20 protein-coding genes are annotated in these 24,996 nt (G+C 72.9%); 4 read left to right on the top strand and 16 right to left on the bottom strand.

Annotation, left to right across the window (positions count from 1 at the left end):
* Positions 1-192: 192 nt before the first annotated feature.
* From ACFVU9_RS41190 to rsmH, 16 genes are all read right to left on the bottom strand, one after another.
* Complete coding sequence (locus tag ACFVU9_RS41190) at positions 193-1,614, bottom strand: DivIVA domain-containing protein (protein WP_387602560.1); 1,422 nt, start codon at positions 1,612-1,614, stop codon at positions 193-195.
* 59 nt (positions 1,615-1,673) lie between these two features.
* The gene (locus ACFVU9_RS41185) at positions 1,674-1,955 is read right to left on the bottom strand and encodes a YggT family protein (RefSeq protein ID WP_329928339.1); all 282 of its coding nucleotides are present in this window, start codon (positions 1,953-1,955) and stop codon (positions 1,674-1,676) included.
* A gap of 99 nt (positions 1,956-2,054) precedes the next feature.
* On the bottom strand, positions 2,055-2,657 hold the full coding sequence (locus tag ACFVU9_RS41180; RefSeq protein WP_153460377.1) for a cell division protein SepF: 603 nt from the start codon (positions 2,655-2,657) through the stop codon (positions 2,055-2,057).
* Between the two features lie 225 nt (positions 2,658-2,882).
* Positions 2,883-3,695 carry a YggS family pyridoxal phosphate-dependent enzyme gene (locus tag ACFVU9_RS41175; RefSeq protein ID WP_387602555.1) on the bottom strand — a complete coding sequence of 271 codons (813 nt, stop codon included), beginning with the start codon at positions 3,693-3,695 and terminating at the stop codon, positions 2,883-2,885.
* Complete coding sequence (pgeF, locus tag ACFVU9_RS41170; protein ID WP_380446868.1) at positions 3,695-4,426, bottom strand: peptidoglycan editing factor PgeF; 732 nt, start codon at positions 4,424-4,426, stop codon at positions 3,695-3,697. The genes ACFVU9_RS41175 and pgeF overlap by 1 nt, the downstream gene beginning before the upstream one ends.
* Positions 4,423-5,646 carry a cell division protein FtsZ gene (gene ftsZ, locus ACFVU9_RS41165; protein WP_380499177.1) on the bottom strand — a complete coding sequence of 408 codons (1,224 nt, stop codon included), beginning with the start codon at positions 5,644-5,646 and terminating at the stop codon, positions 4,423-4,425. The genes pgeF and ftsZ overlap by 4 nt, the downstream gene beginning before the upstream one ends.
* Before the next feature lie 362 nt (positions 5,647-6,008).
* On the bottom strand, positions 6,009-6,785 hold the full coding sequence (locus ACFVU9_RS41160) for a cell division protein FtsQ/DivIB (protein WP_380446872.1): 777 nt from the start codon (positions 6,783-6,785) through the stop codon (positions 6,009-6,011).
* The gene (murG, locus tag ACFVU9_RS41155) at positions 6,778-7,884 is read right to left on the bottom strand and encodes an undecaprenyldiphospho-muramoylpentapeptide beta-N-acetylglucosaminyltransferase (RefSeq protein WP_359974828.1); all 1,107 of its coding nucleotides are present in this window, start codon (positions 7,882-7,884) and stop codon (positions 6,778-6,780) included. The genes ACFVU9_RS41160 and murG overlap by 8 nt, the downstream gene beginning before the upstream one ends.
* Before the next feature lie 6 nt (positions 7,885-7,890).
* Positions 7,891-9,231, bottom strand: a complete 1,341-nt coding sequence (gene ftsW / locus ACFVU9_RS41150; RefSeq protein ID WP_380446874.1) for a putative lipid II flippase FtsW — start codon at positions 9,229-9,231, stop codon at positions 7,891-7,893.
* Positions 9,232-9,305: 74 nt separating this feature from the next.
* Positions 9,306-10,754: a UDP-N-acetylmuramoyl-L-alanine--D-glutamate ligase gene (gene murD, locus ACFVU9_RS41145; protein WP_380446876.1), complete on the bottom strand. Its 1,449-nt coding sequence runs from the start codon at positions 10,752-10,754 to the stop codon at positions 9,306-9,308.
* Complete coding sequence (gene mraY, locus ACFVU9_RS41140) at positions 10,751-11,812, bottom strand: phospho-N-acetylmuramoyl-pentapeptide-transferase (protein WP_329928346.1); 1,062 nt, start codon at positions 11,810-11,812, stop codon at positions 10,751-10,753. Before mraY ends, murD begins: the two co-directional genes overlap by 4 nt.
* Positions 11,812-13,215 (bottom strand): UDP-N-acetylmuramoyl-tripeptide--D-alanyl-D-alanine ligase, encoded by a 1,404-nt coding sequence (gene murF / locus ACFVU9_RS41135; RefSeq protein WP_380446879.1) that lies wholly within the window; start codon positions 13,213-13,215, stop codon positions 11,812-11,814. The genes mraY and murF overlap by 1 nt, the downstream gene beginning before the upstream one ends.
* Positions 13,212-14,777 carry a UDP-N-acetylmuramoyl-L-alanyl-D-glutamate--2,6-diaminopimelate ligase gene (locus ACFVU9_RS41130; protein ID WP_387602549.1) on the bottom strand — a complete coding sequence of 522 codons (1,566 nt, stop codon included), beginning with the start codon at positions 14,775-14,777 and terminating at the stop codon, positions 13,212-13,214. Before ACFVU9_RS41130 ends, murF begins: the two co-directional genes overlap by 4 nt.
* A 93-nt stretch (positions 14,778-14,870) precedes the next feature.
* On the bottom strand, positions 14,871-17,054 hold the full coding sequence (locus ACFVU9_RS41125; protein WP_387602546.1) for a penicillin-binding transpeptidase domain-containing protein: 2,184 nt from the start codon (positions 17,052-17,054) through the stop codon (positions 14,871-14,873).
* 126 nt (positions 17,055-17,180) lie between these two features.
* Complete coding sequence (locus ACFVU9_RS41120) at positions 17,181-17,651, bottom strand: cell division protein FtsL (protein ID WP_387602543.1); 471 nt, start codon at positions 17,649-17,651, stop codon at positions 17,181-17,183.
* A gap of 130 nt (positions 17,652-17,781) precedes the next feature.
* Positions 17,782-18,756 (bottom strand): 16S rRNA (cytosine(1402)-N(4))-methyltransferase RsmH, encoded by a 975-nt coding sequence (gene rsmH / locus ACFVU9_RS41115; protein ID WP_380446888.1) that lies wholly within the window; start codon positions 18,754-18,756, stop codon positions 17,782-17,784.
* A gap of 523 nt (positions 18,757-19,279) precedes the next feature.
* Here rsmH and ACFVU9_RS41110 point away from each other — a divergent pair.
* From ACFVU9_RS41110 to ACFVU9_RS41095, 4 genes are all read left to right on the top strand, one after another.
* Positions 19,280-19,822 carry a beta-class carbonic anhydrase gene (locus tag ACFVU9_RS41110; protein ID WP_380446890.1) on the top strand — a complete coding sequence of 181 codons (543 nt, stop codon included), beginning with the start codon at positions 19,280-19,282 and terminating at the stop codon, positions 19,820-19,822.
* Positions 19,823-20,151: 329 nt separating this feature from the next.
* Positions 20,152-21,198 (top strand): AAA family ATPase, encoded by a 1,047-nt coding sequence (locus ACFVU9_RS41105; RefSeq protein WP_380446893.1) that lies wholly within the window; start codon positions 20,152-20,154, stop codon positions 21,196-21,198.
* A 1-nt stretch (position 21,199) separates the two neighbouring features.
* The gene (locus ACFVU9_RS41100) at positions 21,200-22,522 is read left to right on the top strand and encodes a DUF58 domain-containing protein (RefSeq protein WP_387602538.1); all 1,323 of its coding nucleotides are present in this window, start codon (positions 21,200-21,202) and stop codon (positions 22,520-22,522) included.
* Complete coding sequence (locus ACFVU9_RS41095; RefSeq protein WP_387602535.1) at positions 22,519-24,948, top strand: transglutaminaseTgpA domain-containing protein; 2,430 nt, start codon at positions 22,519-22,521, stop codon at positions 24,946-24,948. Before ACFVU9_RS41100 ends, ACFVU9_RS41095 begins: the two co-directional genes overlap by 4 nt.
* Positions 24,949-24,996 lie beyond the last annotated feature (48 nt).

The raw sequence follows: 24,996 nt of genomic DNA, 5'->3' as shown, positions 1-24,996 counted from the left end.
ATCATCCAGCCCCCGGAGCGGCCACCCCCGCAGCCACCCCCGGCACCCCCCACCCACCCGAAAGCCCACCCCGCACCCCAAGCCCCGCGCAGCGGCCCCCATCCTTAACCCCCGCCCCCGCACACAAAGAAGCGCCCCCTCCCCAACCCAAAAGGTCAGAAAGGGGACGCCCCCAAAGGCCCTGCTACAACCTCAGTTGTCGCCGTCCTCGTCGATCAGGAAGCCCCGCATCGGCGCCGGAGCCTGCTGCATCGGCTGCGGCGGCTGCGGACGGACCGCCGCCATCGGCTGGGTCATCCCGGCCGGCTGCATCTGCGGCGCCCCGGTGCTGCCACCGGCCGACGGACCGCCGAAGCTCGGCGCCGGCGGGTTGCCGCCGAAGGAGCTCTGCCCGCCGAAGGACGGCGTGCTGCCACCGAAGGACGGCTGGTTCCCACCGAAGGACGTCCCACCGGAGGTCATCGCACCGGCACCGGCCGGAGCCATCGACGAGGCCGCCGGCGGCAGCGACGCGGTGGCGGGGATCCGCGGCGGGGCGAGCGAGTCGTCGGCCTGCGACTCCAGCTGACGGAGCTGGGTCTCCAGGTACGACTTCAGGCGGGTGCGGTACTCGCGCTCGAACGCCCGCAGGTCCTCGACCTTGCGCTCCAGCGTGGCCCGCGCGGACTCCAGCGACCCCATCGCGACGCGGTGCTTCTCCTGCGCGTCCCGCTCCAGGGCGTCGGCCTTGGCACGGGCGTCGCGCTCCAGGCCCTCGGCCCGGCTGCGCGCCTCGCCGACGATCTTGTTGGCCTCGGAGCGGGCCTCGGAGATCGCCTGGTCGGCGGTCTGCTGAGCGAGCGCCAGGACGCGCGCGGCGCTGTCGCCACCGGGACCCTGCTGCTGCATCGGGCCGCCGAGCGGGCCGCCCATCTGCTGCTGCGGGCCGCCCATGGGGCCGCCCATCGGCTGCATCTGCTGCTGGCCCATGCCCTGACCCATGCCCTGGCCCATGCCCTGCCCCTGGCCCATGCCCTGACCCTGGCCCATGCCCTGGCCCATCGGGTTGCCCATGGGCTGCGGGCCGCCGGGGCCGCCCATCGGCTGGAGCATCTGACCGCCCATCGGCTGGACCAGCTGCTGCTGGCCACCCATGGTCTGGTTCATCTGCTGCTGGCCGGGGCCGGCCGGGAGCTGCGGGGCGCCCGAGGGCAGACCGAGGGGCTGGTTGCCCATCTGCTGCTGCGGACCACCCGGGCCCATCTGCTGCGGACCGCCGGGTCCCATCTGCTGCGGGCCGCCCGGGCCCATCTGCTGGGGACCGCCGGGGCCCATCTGCTGCGGGCCGCCCGGACCCTGCTGGCCGGGGACCGGCGGGCCGGATATGGCGGCCGGAACGGGCGCGCCGGGACGGGAGTCCTGCGGCGGTTCCTTCCGCATGTTGGCCTGGTTCTGCGCGGCGGCGCGAGTCGCGGCGGCCAGCTTGGCGCGCAGGTCCTCGTTCTCGCGGAGCAGGCGGGTCAGCTCCGCCTCGACCTCGTCGAGGAAGGCATCGACCTCGTCCTCGTCATAGCCTTCGCGCAGGCGGACGGTCGTGAACTGCTTGTTCCGAACGTCCTCGGGGGTCAATGGCATCTCTTCACCTCAACGTGATCGTCGGCACACCGGCATCCTGTCGCATCGGTCACCTACGACTAGGGCCGCACAAGCGAGATCAGGACATACACAATGATCATCAGTACGAAGAAGGACAGGTCGAGCGCCACGCCCCCGAGACGCAACGGCGGGATGAACCGCCGAAGAAGCTTGAGCGGCGGATCCGTGACAGTGTACGTGGCCTCCAGGACCAGGACCATGGCCTTGCCGGGCCGCCACGAACGCGCGAACTGGAAGACCCAGTCCATCACCAGCCGCACAAGCAGGAACACCAGGAAGACGGTCAGGGCGTAATAGGCCACCGCCCACACGATCTCCATCGCGTTTCCCTCTCCCCGGTCCCGGGCCCTGGGGCCCGCTGCCTGTCGCCTGTCGCTAACCCACTGTTGATCAGATCCACACGTAAAGTCGTGGCCGGGTCAGCTCTGGTTGAAGAACCCACCCTCGGCGATCCGAGCCTTGTCCTCCGCCGTGACATCGACGTTAGCAGGAGACAGCAGGAACACCTTCTGCGTCACGCGCTCGATACTGCCGTGCAGACCGAAGACGAGTCCAGCGGCGAAGTCTACGAGTCGCTTCGCATCGGTGTCGTCCATCTCGGTGAGATTCATGATCACGGGGGTGCCGCCGCGGAACTGTTCCCCGATGGTACGGGCCTCGTTGTAGGTCCGCGGGTGCAGCGTGGTGATGCGGTAGGGCTCTCGTTCGTTCACTACCTTGGGCATGATCACCGGGGCGCTCTTCTCCAGATTGTGGCGGCGTTCGGGTGTGATGGACGACACTGGCGCCATCCTCGGGGTCTCCTGCCGGATCGGGACCGCGGCCGGCACCGGCTGCGGGGTGATCGAGGAGACCGGGGCGGGCGCCGCGGCCGGCCGGGGAATGTCCTCCGTCCGCGCCCCCGTTCGAATCGGCTCGGGGTCCGCGTCGTAGTCGTCGTCGGGGTCGTACCCCTGGCCGTCGTACGTCTCGTCCTCCACGAGGCCGAGGTAGACCGCCATCTTGCGCATCGCGCCGGCCATGCTCCTGTCTCCTCCGCTCGGTGGTTCGGCGGCCAGGGCCAGTCGCCCTGCCTGCGGATTCCGCGACGGTCCGCCCGCGACAGCCCGTCAGATCGACGGATGGTCAGATTTCGTGAATAAGTGGCGGGGGCCGCGGAGCTGCGATCCACGGTTCACTAGCGCGCTGAAAAGCTGCTAGTTTCTGTCCTATTTTGTCCTGCAGTCTGATCTACTTACTCGGTGACGTTACCTGAGGGGTGACCTCACTCCGAGTACCGCCGTTCCGACGCGCACGTGTGTCGCTCCGGCGGCAATCGCCTGCTCAAGGTCGCCGCTCATCCCTGCGGAAACCATGGTGGCAGCAGGATGGGCCGCCCGTACGGCGGTTGCGATTTCCGCCAGCCGATCGAAGGCCCGGGCCGGGTCCCCCGCGAGCGGGCCGGCGAGCGGAGCGACCGTCATCACACCGTCCAGCCGCAGCCCGGGCGCGGCGGCGATGGCGTCGGCCAGTTCGGCGACGTCCGCCGGGGCGACCCCGGCCCGGTGCGCGCCCTCTTCCCGCGCGGCGGAACCGCCGCTCGACACATCCTTCTCCAGCGCCACCTGCACCAGGCAGCCGAGCTCCGGCCGCTCCGACTTGAGCACCGCCGCGGAGAGCGACTCCACGAGCCGCAAGCGGTCCACCGAGTGCACGTGGTTCGCGTACCGCACGACCGACCGGACCTTGTTCGTCTGCAGCTGTCCGACGAAGTGCCAGTCAAGAGGAAGGTTTCTGCACTGCTCCGCCTTGGGCGCGGCGTCCTGGTCGCGGTTCTCCGCGACGTCCGTCACACCCAGTCCGGCCAGCAGTGCGCTGTCCTCCGCGGGGTAGGTCTTGGTGACGACGATCAGCGTGACCTCGCGACGGTCCCGCCCGGCCGCGGCACACGCGTCGGCGATCCGGCGCTCGACCACGTCGAGGTTGGTGCCGAGTTCCTCGTAGCGGGCCCGCTGGCCCTCCGTCAGTGCCGACGCGAAATCCGCGCCGCCCGGGAACGGTCCGTAGATGTCGTTCGTCATCAGTGATCAGAGCCCAACCAGACGTAGCTCGCGAGCCGCCCCGTGCGCTGCTCGCGGCGATAGGAGTAGTGATCGGCGGATTCGAGGGTGCAGACCGGTGATCGCACCACCTCGGTGACCCCCGCGGCGGCCAGCTGGGCCACCACTCCTTCCGGCACGTCCAGGGCCGGTGTCCCCCAGGACGTCTCGGCGAAGGCGGCGGGCACCACCGCGGCGACTTCGGCACGCAGTTCGGCGGGCACCTCGTAGCAGCGGCCGCACACCGCGGGACCGGTGGCGGCGACGATCCGGCCGGGCTCGGCACCCAGCTCCGTCATCGCCCGGACGACCGCGGGCACCACCCCGGCCGCGAGGCCGGGGCGTCCGGCGTGGGCCGCGCCCACGACCCCCGCCACCGGGTCGGCCAGCAGCACCGGCGTGCAGTCGGCGGTCAGCACCGCGAGCGCGAGCGGCCGGTCGGTGACCACCGCGTCGACCGTCGGGGCCTCCCCGGCCGGCTGCCGCTCCGTCACCACCGCCACGTCGGCGCCGTGCACCTGGTTCATCCAGACCACGTCGGCCGGGTTCAGCCCCACCCCGCGGGCGGCGAGCGCCCGGTTCTCCCGGACGGCCTCCGGGTCGTCCCCGACCGCGCCGCCGAGGTTCAGCTCCCCGTACGGCGAAGTGCTCACCCCGCCCCACCTGTCGGTGAAGGCGAAGTGAGCACCATCGCGTACGGCGTGATCGATCACTTAAGGAAGTCCGGCACGTCGAGCTCCTCGGCCGGGCTCTCCACGAACGGCTGGCGGGCCGGCTGCACCTGCGGCGGCACCGGGGCGGCGGTCGCGGTGGCCGGGGTCTCGGTCGAGCGGGACGGCGCGGGCGAGTCGCCCTCGGAGCGGGACGTCACCGAGCCGATGCCCCCGTACGACGGCCGGGAGGCCGGGCGCTCCGGGGCGGCCGGCGGCGTGGCCGGGGCGGCGGGGGTGGACTTGACGACCGGGTCGCGGACGATCGCCGGCGGCTGCCCGCCGTCGAAGCCGGCCGCGATGACGGTGACCCGCACCTCGTCGCCGAGCGCGTCGTCGATGACCGCACCGAAGATGATGTTGGCCTCGGGGTGTGCGGCCTCGCTGACCAGCTGGGCCGACTCGTTGATCTCGAACAGGCCGAGGTCCGAGCCGCCGGAGATGGAGAGCAGCACGCCGCGGGCGCCGTCGATCGAGGCCTCCAGCAGCGGCGAGGAGATCGCCATCACGGCCGCCGCCTTGGCGCGGTCCTCGCCGCGGGCCGAGCCGATGCCCATGAGCGCCGAACCGGCGTCCGACATGACGGACTTGACGTCGGCGAAGTCGAGGTTGATCAGGCCCGGGGTGGTGATCAGGTCGGTGATGCCCTGGACGCCGGAGAGCAGGACCTGGTCGGCCGAGCGGAACGCGTCGAGCACGCTGACCTGGCGGTCCGAGATGGACAGCAGCCGGTCGTTGGGGATGACGATGAGGGTGTCGACCTCTTCGCGCAGGCTCGCGATGCCGTCCTCGGCCTGGTTCGCGCGCCGCCGGCCCTCGAAGGTGAAGGGGCGGGTGACCACGCCGATGGTGAGCGCGCCGAGCGAGCGGGCGATGTTGGCGACGACGGGCGCGCCGCCCGTGCCCGTGCCACCGCCCTCGCCCGCGGTCACGAAGACCATGTCGGCCCCCTTGAGGACCTCCTCGATCTCCTCGCGGTGGTCCTCGGCGGCCTTGCGGCCGACCTCGGGGTTGGCGCCGGCGCCGAGGCCCCGGGTGAGTTCACGGCCCACATCGAGCTTGACGTCGGCGTCGCTCATGAGGAGGGCCTGCGCATCGGTGTTGATCGCGATGAACTCGACGCCCTTGAGACCGACCTCGATCATCCGGTTGATGGCGTTGACACCACCGCCGCCGATACCGACGACCTTGATGACTGCGAGGTAGTTCTGCGGTGCTGCCACGTCGAAGGCCTCTCGCCTCGAATTTCCGGGTCGGCGAGGCCCGGTGAGAGCCGTACCGACGGATGTCGATGGGTAGGGAGCCTGGTTTCTGACGCAATGTCCGAAATGCCGACCGCCGACCCCAACCCTAAACTTGACCTTTAGGGTTAGTCCTGTGCCTCCGTCACATCACCAGGGGACACAGTCTGGTGACACAGGACACTAGGTGGCTCCGGGCACGCGTTTCAACGAACACGCCGAGCTTCCCTTTTTCTTTTGAGCCTATGTGATCATCGGCCGGCATATGAAACCGGGGTGACCACCAAGGGTCGGGCCGACACTCCGAAGCGTCAACCCCACCCCCAGGAACAGAACCTACCGGATCATCCGGACACCGCCGGCGCGTCCGGCGCACTCACGTCGTAGTTCGTGCCCTTCTGAGCCAGCAGGGCCACCAGGACCCGGGCCTTCCGGTCGTTCTGCTCCGGACTCCCCCAGCGCACCGTCGCACCCCCGTTGAGCTGCAGCTCGATGTCGTCGTACGAGTGCACGAGCAGCGCCCCGGCCCGTTGGGCGACGTCGGACGGCAGCCCGGCGGCCACGGCCACCGCTCCCTGCACCAACTGCGCACGGGAGATCACCCCGTCCGCGTCCTTCGCCTGCTGACTGGGCCGCAGTTCCACCACCGGTACCCCGGCGGGCGGGGCCGCCTCGGTGGCGAAGCTCACGCCGCCGGCGTCCACCTGGGTGAACTGACCGTCGTCGCCCTTGACGGCGGCCACCGCCTTGCGCTGGGTGACCTTCACCTGGAGCGTGTGCGGCCAGCCCCGCCAGACCTCCGCCCCGGCCACCCGCGGGATCGCCTCGACCCGCCGCTGGGCGGCGTCCAGGTCCACCCGGGCCAGCGGGCCGTCGCCGAGCCCGCCGATCGCGGCGCGGACCTGGTCCGCCGTCAGCTTGTCGTCGGTGGCGCCCTGCACGGCGACGTCCCGCACGTCCAGGAGCGAGGAGAAGAAGACCACCCAGGCCAGCACGCCGACCACCGCGGCACCGAGCACGCCCAGCACCACGAAGCCCCGCCGGGAGAGCCGGAGCCGGGGAGCGTGCTCCTCGGCCTCCAGCTCCTCCTCCAGGGGGTCGGCGAGCCGGCCGTCAACCACGGCGGCGGCCGCCGCGGGCGGCCTCGATGGCCTCGTAGACCATGCCGACCAGCAGTTCGTCGGCGTCCCGGCGGCCGAACTCGGCCGCGGCCCGGCTCATGTCCCACAGCTTCTGCGGGTCGGTCAGGACCGGCAGGACGTTCTGCAGCACCCAGTCCGGGGTCAGCTCGGCGTCGTCCACCAGCAGGCCGCCGCCCGCCTTGACCATCGGCTGGGCGTTCAGCCGCTGCTCGCCGTTGCCGATCGGCAGCGGGACGAACGCGGCGGGCAGCCCGACGGCCGCGAGCTCGGCCACCGTCATGGCCCCGGCCCGGCAGAGCATCAGGTCGGCCGCGGCGTAGGCGAGGTCCATCCGGTCGACGTACGGCACCGGGCGGTACGGCGGCATCCCGGGGATGTCGTTGACCTGCGGCAGCTCGTTCTTCGGCCCCACGGCGTGCAGGATCTGCACCCCGTACTGCTGGAGGCGCGGGGCGATCGCGGTGACCGTCTCGTTGAGCCGGCGCGCGCCCTGGGAGCCGCCGGAGACGAGCAGGGTGGGCAGCCGCTGGTCGAGGCCGAAGTACTGCCGGGCCTCCGGGCGGGCCGTGTTCCGGTCCAGGGTCGCGATCGTGCGGCGCAGCGGGATGCCGATGTACCGGGAGTCGCGCAGCTTGCTGTCCGGGGTGGAGACGGCGACGAAGTCGGTGTAGCGGGCGCCGATCTTGTTGGCCAGGCCCGGGCGGGCGTTGGCCTCGTGCACCACGATCGGCACGCCGGCGCGCTTGGCCGCCAGGTAGGCCGGCATGGCGACGTAGCCGCCGAAGCCGACCACGGCGTCGGCGTTGACCCGCTCGATGATCTCCTGGGCGGCGCGGACGGTGCCGCGCAGCCGGCCCGGGACGGTGATCAGCTCGGGGGTGGGCTTGCGGGGCAGCGGGACGGCCGGGATGAGCTCCAGCTGGTAGCCGCGCTCGGGCACCAGCCGGGTCTCCAGCCCCTTCTCGGTGCCCAGGGCGGTGATCCCGATGGACGGGTCGTGCCTGCGGAGGGCGTCCGCGAGGGCCATGGCCGGCTCGATGTGACCGGCGGTCCCCCCGCCGGCGAGTACGACATGCACCGAAATTCACCGCTCCCTGCGTGCCGGCCCGGGGGCCGGGCGCGCTGTGGTTCGTCGTCGTGGCAGCACCCGGGCCAGTCGTCTCCTGATCCGGGAGTTCTTGCTCCGGGCGGCCAGGGCCGCCTTCGCGCCGGAGGTGCTGCGTGCCAGGCAGAGCAGCACTCCGATCGCGCACATGGCCGACAGCATGGCGGAACCGCCGTAGGAGAACAGCGGGAGCGGGACGCCCGCGATCGGCAGCAGTCCCAGCGCCGACCCCAGGTTGATCACGGCCTGGGCCATGATCCACGTGGTGGCGGCTCCCGCGGCGTACCTGACGAAGGGGTCCTTCGTACCGATGGCCACACGGATACCCGCGTAGCCTAGTGCCGCGAAGAGACCGATCACCGACAGCGTCCCCACCAGACCGAGTTCCTCGCCGGTCGCGGCGAAGATGAAGTCGGTGTGCGCCTCGGGCAGCTGGCCCCACTTCTCGACGCCGGCGCCGAGGCCGGTGCCGAAGCCGCCGCCGAGGGCGAACGAGTAGACGCCGTGCAGGGCCTGGAAGCAGGCACCGTCCGGGTCGAGCTTGGTGATCCCGATGCAGCCGAGGCGTTCCGCCCGGTGCGGGACGGTGACCACCAGGGCGGTGCAGACGACGACGGCCACGCCGAGGGTGGCCACGAACAGCCGCAGCGGTGCGCCGACCATCCAGAGCAGCGCGAACAGCATGGCCACCAGGATCATCGAGGTGCCCATGTCACCGCCGAGCATGATCAGCGCGAGCAGCAGCAGGGCGCCCGGCACGAGCGGCACGAGCAGGTGCTTCCAGGAGGTGAGGGTGCCGGCCTTCTGCTTGCGGGCGAGCAGGTCGGCGCCCCACAGGACGAGCGCGAACTTGGCGAACTCGGAGGGCTGGAACTGGAAGAAGCCGAAGTCCAGCCAGTTCTGGTTGCCGTTGATCCGCACCCCGATGCCGGGCACGGCGACCAGCGCGAGCGCGCCGATCACGCCGAACATCACCGGGTAGACGACCACCCGCAGCACCGCCACCGGGACGGCCGCGATGCCGACCAGCAGGACGAGGCCGAGGATGGCCGCGATCAGCTGCTTGAGGAAGTAGTACTGCGCGGTGTGGTGCTGGTTCAGGGCCAGGATCTGCGAGGCCGAGAAGACCATCATGAGGCCGAGCACGACCAGCAGCAGCGTGGTGCCGACGATCAGCAGGTAGGGCGTCAGCGGCCGGTCCAGCCAGTACCGCACCCGGGCGCGGAAGGCGCTCAGGCGGCCCAGTGGACCGGCCGACTTGTACTTCGTGGTGGTGGCGGAGATCACGCGCCACGGATCGGCCGCGGCCTGCTCCCGCACGCCCGAATCCGCCCTGCCCTGCCCCGCCAACTCCCCGCTCGCTCTCTTCGTACGGACGCCCTCGCGGGGCCCGGCTACCCGCCCGCCAGCTCCCGGACGGAGGCGGCGAAGAGGTCGCCGCGCTCGCCGTAGTTGGTGAACATGTCCATCGACGCGCAGGCCGGGGCCAGGAGCACCGTGTCACCCGGCTGGGCGAGCGACGCGGCCGTCCGGACCACCTCGGTCATCGCCACCGCGCCAGTCTGGCCCTCGGCCGCCTCGATCACCGGGACATCCGGCGCGTGTCGGGCGAGCGCCTCCCGGATCAGCGCGCGGTCCTCGCCGATGAGCACGGCGGCCCGCAGCCGCTCGGCCGCGCCCTGGACGAGGTCGTCGAAGGTCGCGCCCTTGGCGAGGCCGCCGGCGATCCAGACGATCGGCCGGTAGGCGGCCAGCGAGGCCGCGGCGGCGTGGGTGTTGGTGGCCTTGGAGTCGTCGATGTACGTGACCCCGTCGACCACGGCGACCTCGGCGATCCGGTGGGCGTCCGGACGGAAGGCCCGCAGGCCCTCCCGGACGGCCTTCGGCTCGACCCCGTAGGCCCGCGCCAGCGCCGCCGCCGCGAGGGCGTTGGCGATGTTGTGCGGGGCCGGCGGGTTGACGTCCTCGACGGAGCCCAGCTCGGCGGCGCTCTTGGCCCGGTCGGGCACGAACGCGCGGTCGACCAGCAGTCCGTCCACGACGCCGAAGTTCGACGGGCCGGGGGCGCCGAGGCCGAAGCCGATCGCCCGGCAGCCCTCCTCGACGTCGGCCTCGCGGACCAGCGCCTCGGTGGCCGGGTCGGCCAGGTTGTACACGCAGGCGACGACGTTGCCCTCGTAGATCCGGCCCTTGTCGGCGGCGTACGCCTCCATCGAGCCGTGCCAGTCGAGGTGGTCGGGCGCCAGGTTGAGCACGGCCGCCGAGTGCGGGCGCAGCGAGGGCGCCCAGTGCAGCTGGTAGCTGGAGAGCTCGACCGCGAGGACGTCGTACGGCTCGTCGGCGAGCACCGCGTCCAGCACCGAGACGCCGACGTTGCCGACGGCGGCGGTGCGCTTGCCGGCCGCGGTGAGGATCGAGGCGAGCATCTGGACGGTGGTGGTCTTGCCGTTGGTGCCGGTGACGGCCAGCCAGGGGGCGGGTTCGCCGGTGGCGGGCAGCGGCCTGCGCAGCCGCCAGGCGAGCTCGACGTCGCCCCAGACCTCGACGCCGGCCAGGTCGGCGGCGGCGAACAGCGGGCTGTTCGGCGGCCAGCCGGGCGAGGTGACGACCAGCCGGGTGTCCTCGGGCAGGCTCGCGCCGTCGCCGAGGCGCACGGTGATGCCCTGGGCCTCCAGTTCGGCGGCGCGGGCCTTCAGGCCCTCGCCGCTGCCGCCGTCGACCACGGTGACGTGGGCGCCGAGGCCGTGCAGGACGCGCGCGGCGCTGATGCCCGAGACGCCGAGCCCGGCGACGACGACGGGCAGGGCCTTCCACTGCGTCCCGGTGAATCGGGGTTCGGTCATCCGGTCACCCATCCCGCGTAGAAGAGGCCGAGGCCGACGGCGACGCAGAGGCCCTGGATGATCCAGAAGCGGACCACGATCAGGACTTCGGTCCAGCCCTTGAGTTCGAAGTGGTGCTGCAGCGGTGCCATCTTGAAGACGCGCTTGCCGGTCATCCGGAAGGAGCCGACCTGGATGATCACCGACAGGGTGATGATCACGTAGAGGCCGCCGAGCAGCGCGAGCAGGAGCTCGGTGCGCGAGCAGATGGCCAGGCCCGCGAGGGCGCCGCCGAGGGCGAGCGAGCCGGTGTCGCCCATGAAGATCTTGGCGGGCGAGGTGTTCCACCAGAGGAAGCCGAAGCAGGAGCCCATCAGGGCGGAGGCGACGACGGCGAGGTCCAGCGGGTCGCGGACGTCGTAGCAGTTGGCGGTCGCGGTGATCGCGTAGGCGCAGCTCTGGGTGTACTCCCAGATGCCGATGAAGGTGTAGGCGCCGAAGACCATGACCGACGCGCCGGTGGCGAGGCCGTCCAGGCCGTCCGTCAGGTTCACGCCGTTGGACATCGCCGCGATCATGAAGTACGCGAAGATGACGAACAGGACCGGGCCGACCGCCCACTTGAAGTCCCGGACGAAGGACAGGCTCTGGGACGCCGGGGTGAGCCCGCGGTCGTCCTGGAACTGCATCGCCAGGACCGCGAAGCCGAGGCCGACGATCGACTGGCCGGCCAGCTTGGCCTTGGCCCGCAGACCGAGCGAGCGGCGCTTGACGACCTTGATGTAGTCGTCCAGGAAGCCGACCAGGCCGAGGCCCGCGGTCAGGAAGAGCACCAGCAGCCCGGAGACGGTCGGGCTCTCGCCCGTTATCGCCTTGGTCGCGAAGTAGGCGATGAGCGTCGCCAGGATGAAGGCGATGCCGCCCATGGTGGGCGTGCCCTTCTTGCTGTGGTGCGCCTTCGGGCCGTCGTCGCGGATGTACTGGCCGTAGCCGTGCTTGGCGAGCAGCTTGATCAGCGCCGGGGTGCCGAGCAGCGACAGGACCAGGCCGATCATGCCGGAGAAGAGGATCTGCTTCATCACTCGGCCGCACCGTCCGCGAGGAGGGCCTCGGCCACCTTCTCCAGCCCCACCGAACGGGACGCCTTCACCAGGACCACATCCCCCGGCCGAAGCTGACTGCGCAGCAGTTCGACCGCCGCGTCCGCGTCGGACACCAGCACCGACTCCTCACCCCACGAACCTTCGTTCCTCGCGCCCAGTTCCATGCAGGCCGCCTCGCGTCCGCCGACCGCCACCAGCTTGGTGACGTCCAGCCGCACCGCGAGCCGCCCGATGGCGTCGTGCTCGGCCAGGCTGTCCTCGCCGAGCTCCCGCATCTCGCCGAGCACCGCCCAGGTGCGGCGGCGCTCCGGGCCGCGGCCCCCCATCGAGACCAGCGCCCGCAGCGCGGCCCTCATCGAGTCGGGGTTCGCGTTGTAGGCGTCGTTGACGACGGTGACACCATCGGCCCGGTCGACGACCTCCATGCGCCAGCGGGACAGCGCACCCGCCTCGCCCAGGGCTGCCGCGGCGTCGTCGACGGACATCCCGAGCTCCACCGCCACCGCGGCGGCGGCGAGGGCGTTCGAGACGTGGTGCTCACCGTACAGGCGCAGCTGTACGGGCGCGGAACCGGCCGGGGTGGTGAGCGTGAACGATGGCCGTCCGGTGGCGTCCAGGCGAACGTCGGTCGCCCGGACGTGGGCGTCCGGGGACTCGCCGAACAGGACGACCCTGGCCTTGGTCCTGGCCGCCATCGCGCGGACCAGCCGGTCGTCGGCGTTGAGGATCGCGGCGCCGTCCGCGGGCAGCGCCTCGACCAGCTCGCCCTTGGCCTCGGCGATCTTCTCCTGCGAGCCGAACTCGCCGACGTGCGCGGTGCCGACGTTCAGCACCAGGCCGATCCGGGGCGGGGTGATGGAGGTGAGGTACTCGATGTCGCCCTTGTGCCGGGCGCCCATCTCCATGACCAGGTGCCGGGTGCCGGGCTCGACCCGCAGCGCGGTCATCGGGTGCCCGATCTCGTTGTTGAGCGAGCCGGGCGGGTAGACGGTGTCGCCGAGGCGCTGGAGCAGCTGGGCGATCAGGTCCTTGGTGCTGGTCTTGCCCGCCGAGCCGGTCAGTGCGACCACGGTGGTGGCCTCGGCGCGGGCCACGACGGCGCGGGCCAGCTTGCCGAGGGCGTCCACGACGCTGTCGACCAGGACGGCGGGCACGCCGACCGGCCGGGAGGCCAGCACCGCGACGGCGCCGGCCCCGACCGCGGTGGCCGCGTAGTCGTGGCCGTCCACGTGCTCGCCGACGAAGGCCGCGAACAGCCCGCCGGGCAGCACCTTCCGGGAGTCGACCTCGACCGGGCCGGTCACCGGGGTGGCGGGGTCGGCGCCGTCCAGGGTGCCTCCGACGGCTGCGGCCACCTCGGCGAGGGTCAGTGCGATCACTGCTGCTCTACTCCTCGGTCGCCCCGGGCGGCCGTGGTCTGCGTGATGGATTCCCGCAGCACCTCCCGGTCGTCGAAGGGGCGGATCTCGTCTCGTACGTACTGGCCAAGTTCGTGGCCCTTGCCGGCCACCAGCACGGTGTCGCCGGCGTGCGCGCGGGCCACCGCGAGGCGAATCGCCTCGGCCCGGTCGGGGACGACCAGGACGTCGCCGCGTTCGGCCTCGGGGACCGCGGCGGCGCCGCCGAGCATGCTGGCGAGGATCGCCAGCGGGTCCTCGCTGCGCGGGTTGTCGCTGGTCAGCAGGGCGGTGTCGGCGAGCCGGGCGGCGATGTCGCCCATCGGGCCGCGCTTGTGCGGGTCGCGGTCGCCACCGCAGCCGACGACGACGTGCAGCCGGCCCTTGGTGACCTCGCGCAGCGAGGCGAGGACGGCGCGCAGGGCGTCCGGCTTGTGCGCGTAGTCGACGACGGCGACGAACGGCTGTCCGGCGTCCACCCGCTCCAGCCGGCCCGGCACGCCGGGTACGGCGGCGACGCCCGCGACGGCCCGGTCCAGCGGCAGTCCGGCGGAGACCAGGACGGTGATCGCGGCGAGCGCGTTGGCCACGTTGAACGGGCCGGGCAGCGGCACGGAGGCGTCGGCCTCGGCGCCGTCGGGGCTGAGCACCCGGAAGGTGGAGCCGACCGGGCCGAGCTGGACGTCGACCGCGCGCCAGTCGGCGCCGGGGTCGCCGGCGGCGGAGAAGGTGGCCACCGGGATCTTCGCCTCGGCGGCCAGCCGGCGGCCGTACTCGTCGTCGACGTTGACCACTCCGCGGCGGGACTTGCCGGGCTGGAAGAGCCGGGCCTTCGCCTGGAAGTAGTCCTCCATGTCCGGGTGGAAGTCGAGGTGCTCCGGCGTGAGGTTGTTGAACAGGGCGACGTCGTACGTCACCCCGTCGGTGCGGCCGAAGACGAGGGCGTGGCTGGAGACCTCCATGGTCACCGCGTCGGCGCCGCGCTCGGCCATCACGCCGAGGATCGCGTGCAGGTCGGTGGCCTCGGGGGTGGTCCGCTCGCTCTTGATCCGCTCGGTGCCGACCCGCATCTCGACGGTGCCGATCACCCCGGGGCTGCGGCCGGCGCCGCGCAGGCCGCCCTCGACCAGGTAGGAGGTGGTGGTCTTGCCGTTGGTGCCGGTCAGGCCGAGCATCAGCAGCCGCTCGGACGGGTGCCCGTAGACGATCGCGGCCAGCTCGCCCATCCGGGCCCGCGGCCGGTCGACGACCAGCAGCGGCAGGCCGGTGGGGGCGGCCAGCTCGGCGCCCGCCGGGTCGGTGAGCACGGCCACCGCGCCGGCGTCCGCGGCCTTGGCCGCGAAGGCCGCGCCGTGGTGGTTGGCGCCGGGGAAGGCCACGTACACGTCGCCCGGGCGCACCGCGCGGGAGTCGTGGGTGACGCCGGTGACGGCACCGCCTTCGACGGGCGGCAGGCCCAGCCGGCCGGCCAGCTCGGCGAGCGGCAGGGCGGCGGCCTCGGCCGGGCGGGGCGGACTCACGGTGATTTGATCGGGTTTCGGCACGGCGGGAAGGCTATCCGCCGAAGGGTGCCCAGGGCCAAACCGGCCCTGCGCCGCGCCGCCGGCCGGCCCGGCCAGCTCGTTGCTCATGCTCGTTCACGGCTTCCAGTCGACGGGCAGGTTGGGTGCCTCGCTGTTGCTCGGCGGGACCTGGAGGGTCTTGAGGGTGAACTCCATCACCTGCTTGAACACCGGGCCGCACAGCTGGCCGCCGAAGTGGCCGTTGACCGGGCCCTGGAGGGTACAGGAGACGGTCACCCGGGGGGCCTCCGCCGGGGCGAAGCCGATGAAGGAGGCGGTGTAGCCGTCGTAGCCGACGCCGTTGGCCGCGCCGCGGTTGGCGGTGCCGGTCTTGCCGGCGACGCGGTAGCCGGGGATGGCGGCCTTGCCGCCGGTGCCCTGCTCGTCGTCGACGACGGACTCCAGCATCTGGGTGAGGGTCTTGGCGGTCTGGTCGCTCACCACCCGGGTCTGCTCGCCCGGCGCGGTCGGGGTGTACTTGCCGTCCGGGCTGGTGATGCCCTGGACGATGCTGGGCGCCACCCGGACGCCGCCGTTGGCGATGGTCGAGTACACCGACGTGGCCTGCAGCGCGTTCATCTGCAGCGGGCCCTGGCCGAAGGAGATGTTGTACTTCTCCGAGGCGACCAGGTCCTCCGGCTTCTTGAGCTTGCCGGCCGTCTCGCCGGGGAAGTTCAGGCCGGTCGGCTGGGCCACGCCGAACTTGCGCATGTAGCCGTCCAGCACCTGGTTGGCCTTCAGCTGGTCGCCGTCGCCGAGGGTCTCGATCGCCTCGATGGTGCCGATGTTGGAGGACTTGGCGAGCACCCCGGCCAGGGTCAGGTACCAGTCGCCGTGCGGGACGTCATCCTTGAACTGCTGTCCGGCCCGGACCAGGTTGCCGGGCACGGTGACCTTGGTGTCCCAGCTGGCCTTGCCGGAGTCCAGGACGGCGGCCAGGCTCATCAGCTTCGCAGTGCTGCCCGGCTCGTACGCGTCGACCAGGGCGGGATTGCCCATCTGGGACTGCTTGGCGAGGCTCAGGTCGTTCGGGTTGAAGCCGGGCGCGGTGGCCATCGCGAGGACCTGGCCGGTCTTCACGTCCTGGACGACGACGTAGCCCTTCTCAGCGCCGGAGTTGGCCACCTGGTCGGTGATCGCCCGCTGGGCGGCCCACTGGATGTCCCGGTTGATGGTCAGCTTGACGTCGTTGCCGGGCACGGCGGCCTCCAGCGAGCCCCCGGCGGTGGGCACCAGCCGGCCGGCCGCCTGGGCGTAGCTGTTGTGGCCGTCCTTGCCGGCCAGCAGCTTCTGGTACTGCAGCTCCAGGCCGCCCGCGCCCTGCCCCTCGCCGTTGACGAAGCCGACCAGGTTGGCCGCCAGGCCGTCGGAGGGGTAGACCCGCTTCTGGGTCTCCTGGTTGAACACGCCGGCCAGCGGGTTGGCGCACTCGTTGTCGACCCGGGTGCGCCCGCCCTGCTCGGCGGGCTTGCCGAGCTGCCGCTTCTGGGCCTGGCAGGCACGCGAACCGGCCTGCTTCTCCAGGTTCGCCTTGAGCTCGCTGATCTGGCTCTTGGCGCCCGGGGTCTGCCGGGCGGCGAGCCGCTTGTAGCGGCTCTTGGGGGTGTGCAGGTCGGCGGCGATCTTCTCCTTGGGCACGCCGATGATCGGCGACAGCAGCGCCGCCGCCTGCTCGGGGGCGTCCGGGACGCCGGTGGCCTCCGGGGTGAACATCGCCGGGTCGGCGGTGATGTCGTACGCGTCGACGGTGGCCGCCAGGGCCACGCCGTCGGAGGACGTTATCGAGCCGCGCTCGGCGGTGATCGGGACGTTGAGGTAGCGGTTGGTGTTGGCGTCGGCGGCCAGCGCGTCGGCGTCCAGCAGCTGCAGCTGGACGAGCCGGCCCGCGAAGACGGAGAACACCAGCGACAGCACGACGGTGATCACCCGCAGCCGGCGCTTGGGCTCGGCCAGCTTGAGCGTCTTGGGGCGCTGCGGCGGACGGGACTTGGGGCGCGGCCGGGCCGCCGCCTGGGACCTGGCCGGCGGCCGGCCCTCGGGGCGGCGCTGCTGCGGGGCCCTCGGCGTCCGGGCGGCGGCGGCCTTCGCGGGCTGGCCCTTGGCGGGCTGCTTCGGCCGGGCCGGCTGCGGTTTGGCGGGCTGCGGCTTGGCGGGCTGGGCCTTCTTCGCCGCCTGCCCGCGCGGGGCCGCGCCCTTGGGCGCCGCCGGACGGCGCGGGTTGCCGGAGCCCCCGGCGGACGGCTGTCGCGGAGTGCTCATACGCCCGCCTCGCTGCTCTCGGCAGGGGCATCCGCCCACCCGCACGTGTCGATGACGAGCTCGCTGCGCTTGCTCATGCGCCCGCCTCGCCGCTCTCGGTTCCGGTGTCCCGCGTGCTCCACCCGCTCATCGGGCCGCACCCCCCGTCGGCGAGGGCGCCGGGGCGCCCGGGTTGATCTGGACGACGGAGTCGCCCGCGGTCGCCGTCGGCGCCGGGGCGCTCGGCTGGGAGCTCGGCGCCGGCTGCTGCTTGGTCGGCCACGGCTCGGCCGTCGACCGCTTCACCGGCGGGCTGTCCTGCGCCGGGCCGGGCTTGCCGAGCACCTTGCCGCCGTTGCCCAGGTCCAGGAACGCCATCCCGCCGGCCGGGATCATGCCCAGCTCGGCGGCCCGCCGGGCCAGCGCGTCCGGCGCGGAGTTCTGGTCGATCTGGTGCTGGAGGCTCTGCTGTTCGTCGGTCGCCGTGGTGGTCTGCCGCTGCAGCCGGGACAGCTCGAAGGAGCCCTCGTTGAGCGCCGTGTTCAGCGCCAGCAGCCCGAGCAGCCCCGCCGCCAGCAGGACCACCACCAGGACGGCGAAGGGCGTGCGTCCCCGCACGGGGCGCCGCCCCGGCCGGACCGTGATCCGCGCCCTGCCCTGCCCCGGGAGTGCTCCGCTCCCCGCCCGGACCCCACCGGCCACCGGCCCCACTGCTCTCCTCCGCCCTTCGGACCGCCCCGGGACCCGCTCAGCCCCGCTTCTTCCGGTCCCTGATCCTCTCCGCCACCCGCAGCCGCACGGGCGCGGCGCGCCGGTTCTCCTCGATCTCCTCCTCGGTGGCCAGCTCGGCACCGCGGGTGATCAGCTTCAGCCAGGGCTGGTGCTCCTCGGGGACGAACGGCAGTCCCGGCGGCGCCGTGCTGGTCGCTCCGGCCGCGAAGTACTGCTTCACCAGGCGGTCCTCCAGCGACTGGTAGGACATCACGACGATCCGTCCACCGATCGCGAGGGCGTCCAGCGCTCCCGGAATGGCCCGGTCCAGCACCTCCAGTTCGCCGTTCACCTCGATCCGCAGGGCCTGGAAGGTCCGCTTCGCGGGATTCCCGCCGGTGCGCCGGGTGGCCGCCGGAATGGCGTTGCGCACCAACTCGACCAGACGCGCGCTGTTGCTGAACGGTTCCTTCTCGCGCTCCCGGAGGATCACCGAGGCGATCTTCCCGGCGAACCGCTCCTCGCCGTAGAACTTCAGGATCCGGGCCAGCTCGCCGTGGCTGTAGGTGTTGAGCACCTCGGCCGCGCTGATCCCCCGGGTCTGGTCCATCCGCATGTCCAGCGGGGCGTCCTGGGCGTACGCGAAGCCGCGGTCCGCCTCGTCCAGCTGCATCGAGGAGACGCCCAGGTCGAACAGGACGCCGTCGATCCGGTCGATGCCCAGGCGCTCCAGCACCTCGGGGATCTCGTCGTAGACGGCGTGCACCAGGGTGGCCCGGTCGCCGAACGGGGCGAGGCGCTCGCCGGAGAGCTTGAGCGCGGCCGGGTCGCGGTCCACCGCGACCAGCCGGACCTCGGGGAACTGGGTGAGCAGCGCCTCGCTGTGCCCGCCGAGGCCGAGGGTGGCGTCCACCACCACGGCGCCGGGCCGGGAGATCGCCGGGGCCAGCGCGTCCATGCACCGCTGCAGCATGACGGGGACGTGCTTGGGTCCCGGCTCGTTGGTGGTCATGCGCGGCGGCGCCCTTCCTCGGTGCGGAGCAGCCCGACGTCCGGGAGCTGCGACCATTCTCGCCCACCGCCGGGAGCGGGCACGACACGGCCCGTGGTCCCCGCCCGCTCGAGGGGAAGGACATGACCGCCGGGCGCCGGGGAAGGTGCGCCAGGAGGACACGGAGCGGGTGGAGGCCACGGGCCGGGTCGGGCCGGAGCACCGGCCTGGAAGGCCCGGTTGACGGGCCCCGGGGGGGTGTGCTCCACTGCGCCGCAACTCTATCGCGCGGGCCCCACCAGTCAATGGCCCGCTCCGGCGCACCACCCGGGCGGCGGTACGGATCACCGCAGGTCGCGGCCGTCCCGGCGGTCGGGCCGGGGCGAGCGGGGCGGCCGCGGCGCCCGGTCGCGCGCCCCGGGTCGCGCGCTTCGGGACCAGGCCGGACAAACCCGTCCGTTGTGGCTATGCGCTCGGTCACAGCGCCGCGTTCTGTAGCTCTCCACCCCACCGCGGCCCCCCGAATCGCACTAACGTCGCCCCTATGACAGTGACCCCCGACCGGCCCACGCCGACCGCCGCTGCCGACCCCGAGACCCCGGCCATCATCGACCGCTTCGTGGCCTCCAACCGCGAGTACGCGGTCACCTTCCACGACGGCGGCATGGACGCCCGCCCGGTGCAGAAGATCGCCGTCGTCGCCTGCATGGACGCCCGCCTCGACCTGTTCGCGGCGCTCGGCCTCGAACTGGGCGACGCCCACGTCATCCGCAACGCGGGCGGCGTCGTCACCGACGACACCATCCGCTCCCTCACGATCAGCCAGCGCGCCCTCGGCACCCGCTCGATCGCGCTGATCCACCACACCGGCTGCGGCCTGCTGGGGCTCACCGAGGACTTCCGCCGCGAGCTGGAACTGGAGGTCGGCCAGCGCCCGCAGTGGGCGGTCGAGGCCTTCGTCGACCTGGACGGCGACGTCCGCCAGTCCATGCAGCGCGTCCGCACCTCTCCGTTCCTGCTGCACACCGACGACGTCCGCGGCTTCGTCTTCGACGTCCACACGGGTCTCCTGCGCGAGATCCACTGACGGCCCGACGCCCCGCCCCCGGTCACCCGCCCCGAGCCGAAGGAAGCGCCGACGCCGAAAGGGAGGAGCGAGGAAGCGACGACCGTCGGCGTCGGACCCGAGCGCCCGGAGGCGAGCGGGCGAGTCACGGCGACAGGGTGACTTCCGCGCCCCCGGCAGGGGAGAATGCGCCTGCCGGTTGACCTCGAACCACCTGGGGCGGCCGGGCCGCAGGCCGCTGTCCCGGCGCCGGATCCCGCACGGAACCGCCCCTGGTACGGCCGCGTCAAGCATGGGGTGGGGGCCGGCCTCGGGGTGAGGCGGGCACGGTGTGCCAGGGAGCGTAACGGGTGACGAGCTACAGCGATCAGGCCGGTGTCGGCGGTTCTTCGGGGGGCGCCCAGGAGGCGGACGGTTACCACCGGGTCGGCCTGCCCGAGCTCGCCGCCGTCGTGGACCGGGTCCGCGCCAACATCGAGAGCGTGATCGAGGGCAAGCCGGAGGCCGTCCGGATCGCCCTGACCGTCCTGCTCGCCGAGGGCCACCTGCTGCTGGAGGACGTGCCCGGCGTCGGCAAGACCATGCTGGCCAAGGCGCTCGCCCGCTCGGTCGACTGCACCGTGCGGCGCATCCAGTTCACGCCCGACCTGCTGCCCTCGGACGTCACCGGCACCAACATCTACGACCAGCACCAGCGCGACTTCGAGTTCCGCCCGGGCGCGATCTTCGCCCAGATCGTGGTCGGCGACGAGATCAACCGCGCCTCGCCCAAGACCCAGTCCGCGCTGCTGGAGTCGATGGAGGAGCGCCAGGTCACCATCGACGGGACCAGCTACGAGCTGCCGTCGCCGTTCATGGTCGTCGCCACCCAGAACCCGGTCGAGATGGAGGGCACCTATCCCCTCCCGGAGGCCCAGCGGGACCGTTTCATGGCCCGCATCTCGATCGGCTACCCCAGCCCCGAGGCCGAGTTCGCGATGCTCGACGTGCACGCCGGCGCCAGCCCGCTGGCCGACCTCCAGCCGGTCGCGCACGCCGCCGACATCCTCAAGCTCATCGACCTGGTGCGCACCGTGCACATCGCCGACCCGGTCCGCCGCTACGCCGTCGACCTGGTCGGCGCCACCCGCACCAGCCACGAGCTGCGCCTGGGCGCCTCGCCGCGCGCCACCCTGCACCTGGTCCGGGCCGCCCGCGCGGCCGCCGCGCTGGACGGGCGCGACTACGTCACCCCGGACGACATCCAGCGCCTCGCCGTCCCGGTCCTCGCGCACCGCCTGATGCCGACCGCCGAGACCCAGCTCAGCCGCCGCACCTCCGAGCAGATCGTGGCCGACCTCGTCGCCCGGCTGCCGCTGCCGCGTCCGCAGGGCGGCCCGGCCGGCCGGAGGGTCTGAGGTGTCGCCGTCCGACGCACCGTCGGGCCTGCGGGCCGGCCTGCGCGGCCTCACCACCCGGGGCCGCTCCTTCCTCGCCGCCGGGCTCACCGCCATGGTCTGCGCCTACCTGCTCGACCAGGACGCGCTGCTGCGGGTCGGTGTGCTGCTCGCCGCGCTCCCGCTGGCCGCCGCCCTGGTGCTGGCCAACACCCGCTACCGGGTGGCCAGCGGGCGCCGGCTCAGCCCGCACCGGGCGATCGCCGGCCAGGAGGCCCGGGTCCACCTGCGGGTCGACAACATCTCCCGGGTGCCCACCGGGCTGCTGCTCCTGGAGGACAAGGTCCCGTACGTGCTCGGGCCGCGCCCGCGCTTCGTGCTGGACCGGGTCGAGCCGCGCGGCAACCGGGAGGTCTCCTACCGGGTCCGTTCCGACCTGCGCGGCCGCTACGAGCTCGGCCCGCTCCAGCTGCGGCTGTCCGACCCGTTCGGGATGTGCGAGGTGAACCGTTCGTTCACCGCGTCCGACGTGCTCACCGTCGTCCCCCAGGTCCAGGCGCTGGCGCACGTGCGGCTGAGCGGCGAGTGGCTCGGGCAGGGCGAGAGCCACGCCCGCACCCTCGCGCTGGCCGGCGACGACGACGTGATCCTGCGCGAGTACCGGCCCGGCGACGACCTGCGCCGCGTGCACTGGAAGTCCACCGCCCGCTACGGCGAACTGATGGTCCGCCGCGAGGAGCAGCCGCAGCGCGCCCGCGCCACCGTGCTGCTGGACACCCGCGAGATCGCCCACCGGGGCAGCGGCCCCGCCTCCTCCTTCGAGTGGGCGGTCAGCTGCGCCGCGTCCGTCTCCGTCCACCTGCTGGAGCGCGGCTACCAGACCAGGCTGCTCACCGACACCGGCCAGTGGGTCCCCGGCCCCGGCACCGGCGGCACCAACGCGGCGGCCGAGTCCTCCGGGCTGATCCTGGACGCGCTCGCGGTCGCCGACCTGTCCGACGGCGGCGGGCTCTCCCGCGCCGAGGAGCCGCTGCGCGCCGGCGGCGAGGGCCTGCTGGTCGCCGTCCTCGGCGAGCTGGACGAGTCCCAGGCCGCACGGCTGGCCCGGCTGCGCGGGCGCACCGGCGGCGCCATCGCCTTCCTCCTCGACACCGGCACGTGGACCGGCCTGCGGATGCTCGCCCCCGAGACCGGCGGCGACGAGTTCCGCGCCCGGGTGCGCCAGCTGCGCGAGGCCGGCTGGACGGTCCTGCCGGTGCGCGCCGGGGACTCGCTCCCCGACCTGTGGCGGGCCGCCGAGGGCGCGAAGACCACCGCCCCCTACCGAGAAGAGGCCGGCGCGTGACCACCCGGGCCAAACTGACCGTCTACTCGGCGCTGGCCACCGCCCTCGCCTCGCTCTGCCTGACCCCGCTGCTCACCACCAAGAGCTGGATCACCCACGCCTTCCTGGTGATCGCGGTGCTCGCCGCCGTCGGCGCGGGCCTGCGCCGCACCCCGCTGTTCCGCTGGACGGTGCCGCTCGGGCAGCTGGTCGCGCTGGTCCTCCTGCTGCTGATCGGCTTCGCCGAATCCGGCTCCGTGTGGGGCGGCCTGATTCCGGGGCCGGACTCGCCGAGCTCCCTGGACCGGGTGTTCGGCTCCGGCCTGGACGACATCCAGCAGTACGCCATCCCCGCACCGCCCAACGCGGGCCTGCGGCTGATCCTGGTCGGCTCGGTCGGCCTGATCGCGCTGATCGTCGACACCGTCGCGGTGACGTACCGGCGCTCGGCGCTGGCCGGGCTGCCGCTGCTCGCGCTGTACTCGGTCGGCAACGGCCTGGCCGGCGACCACGGCAGCTGGATCTGGTTCGGCCTCGCCGCGGCCGGCTACCTGCTGCTCCTCTTCGCCGAGGGCCAGGACCGCGTCTCCCGCTGGGGCCGGATCTTCCGCGGCACCTCGCGCGGCACCGAGAGCTCCGGCGCGGTCGGCCTCGGCGGCCAGCAGGTCGGCATCCTGGCCCTGGCCGTCGCCATGCTGCTGCCCGTCTTCCTGCCGCACTGGGACTCCGGCCTGCTGCACTCCGGCTCCGGCGGCAGCGGCACCGGGGGTTCGGCCGGCGCGGTCACCAGCCTCGACCCGCTGGTCAGCCTGCAGGCCGAGATCACCCGGCCCACCAACACCGAACTGCTGCGCTACACCCTGGACAGCGACATCGCCGACCAGACCTACCTGCGCACCGGTTCGCTGGACGTGTTCGACGGCACCAACTGGAAGCTCGGCTCCACCACCGTCGCCGACCTGGGCGCGGCCCTTCCCCCGCCGGAGGGTCTCCAGGACCCCAACCTCCCGCAGATGAAGGGCGACTTCCAGGTCAGCAACGCGCTGGAGAAGAGCTGGCTGCCGATGCCGTACCCGGCGCTCTCGGTCCAGCTGCCCAACCGCGGCGAGTGGAAGCTCGACCAGCTGACCCGCACCGTGATGCCCACCAACGACAAGTCGATCAAGGGCCTGCACTACCAGGTCACCTCGCTGGACGTCCGGCCCACCGCCAACGACCTGCGCGACGCGCCGAGCGCGCCCCAGGACATCCGGGAGCACTACACGGCGCTGCCGACGAACCTGCCCACGGAGGTCTCGCAGCTGGCCCGGCAGGTCACCGCCAAGCAGACGACCAACTACGACAAGGCCGTCGCCCTCGCCGCCTGGTTCACCGGACCGGAGTTCCGCTACGACACCAGCGTCAGCAGCGGCACCGGCACGGACGCCATCGTCACCTTCCTGCGCGACAAGCGCGGCTTCTGCGTCCACTTCGCCTCCACCATGGCGGCGATGGCCCGCACCCTGAAGATCCCCGCCCGCGTCGCCGTCGGCTTCACCCCCGGCGACGCCCAGAGCGCCAACACCTACTCGGTGACCGGCCGGATGTACCACGCCTGGCCCGAGCTGTACTTCGGCGGCTACGGCTGGATGCGCTTCGAGCCCACCCCCAGCCGCGGCGTGCAGCCCCGCTACAACGAGCAGGCCGCCACCGCGACCACCGCCCCGAGCCAGCAGCCGACCGCCGCCGCCACCAGCGACGCGCCCGCGCCGGCGCCGTCCAACAGCAAGGACTGCGACGCCAAGCTGCGTCAGATGGGCGAGTGCGGCAAGAAGAACACCGCCGTCGGCGACACCGGCCAGGACTCCTGGCTGCTCTCCGCGCAGGTGCTCGGCACCCTCGCGGTGGTGGTCGCGCTGATCGCGCTGCTGCTCGTCCCGATGTTCTGGCGCGCCGCGGTGCGCCAGCGCCGGATCGGCGGCGGGCGCCGCCGCCCCGGCGGGGACGGCCCGGCCGAGCTCACCGACGAGCAGGTCCTGGCCGCCTGGGACGAGCTGGTCGACTCCGCCTGGGACCTCGGCATCCCGCCGGACGAGTCGCGCACCCCGCGCGCCGCCGCCCGACGGATCTCCGAGCGGGCCGAACTGGGCGAGGACGCGGCGGCCGCCGCCGGGCGCCTGGCGCTGGCCACCGAGCGGGTGCTCTACGCCCGCTCCGCCCACGTCACCGCGCCGCTCGCGGCCGACGTCCGCACCGCCCGGGAGGGCCTGCTGGCCACCGCGGGCCGGCGCGAGCGGACGCGGGCGGTGCTGCTGCCGCCGTCGTCGGCGCAGCTGTGGTGGCGGATCTCCGACGCCGTCCTGGCCGCCCGGGTGACGGTCGGCGGCAGGGTCGGCCGGGTGTCCGACGCCGTCACCCGACCGGTGCGGCGGGTGTTCACCCGCAAGGGGCGGGACCAGGAGTCCTGAGGGACGCGGGGAACGCGAAGAGCCGCCGGGGGCGGGCAGTCGATCGAC

It is taken from the genome of Kitasatospora sp. NPDC057936, from assembly GCF_042887525.1.
Classification (GTDB): Bacteria; Actinomycetota; Actinomycetes; order Streptomycetales; family Streptomycetaceae; genus Kitasatospora.
Note: the sequence above shows the minus strand (reverse complement) of the source record. Positions and strands in the feature narration are given on the sequence as shown.

Coding starts and splice junctions, on each gene's coding strand:
- ACFVU9_RS41125 (WP_387602546.1), bottom strand. CDS start 17,054: ATGAGCACTCCGCGACAGCCGTCCGCCGGGGGCTCCGGCAACCCGCGC.
- ACFVU9_RS41180 (WP_153460377.1), bottom strand. CDS start 2,657: ATGGCCGGCGCGATGCGCAAGATGGCGGTCTACCTCGGCCTCGTGGAG.
- rsmH (WP_380446888.1), bottom strand. CDS start 18,756: ATGACCACCAACGAGCCGGGACCCAAGCACGTCCCCGTCATGCTGCAG.
- murD (WP_380446876.1), bottom strand. CDS start 10,754: ATGACCGAACCCCGATTCACCGGGACGCAGTGGAAGGCCCTGCCCGTC.
- ACFVU9_RS41175 (WP_387602555.1), bottom strand. CDS start 3,695: ATGACGAACGACATCTACGGACCGTTCCCGGGCGGCGCGGATTTCGCG.
- ACFVU9_RS41110 (WP_380446890.1), top strand. CDS start 19,280: ATGACAGTGACCCCCGACCGGCCCACGCCGACCGCCGCTGCCGACCCC.
- ACFVU9_RS41185 (WP_329928339.1), bottom strand. CDS start 1,955: ATGGAGATCGTGTGGGCGGTGGCCTATTACGCCCTGACCGTCTTCCTG.
- mraY (WP_329928346.1), bottom strand. CDS start 11,812: ATGAAGCAGATCCTCTTCTCCGGCATGATCGGCCTGGTCCTGTCGCTG.
- ACFVU9_RS41190 (WP_387602560.1), bottom strand. CDS start 1,614: ATGCCATTGACCCCCGAGGACGTTCGGAACAAGCAGTTCACGACCGTC.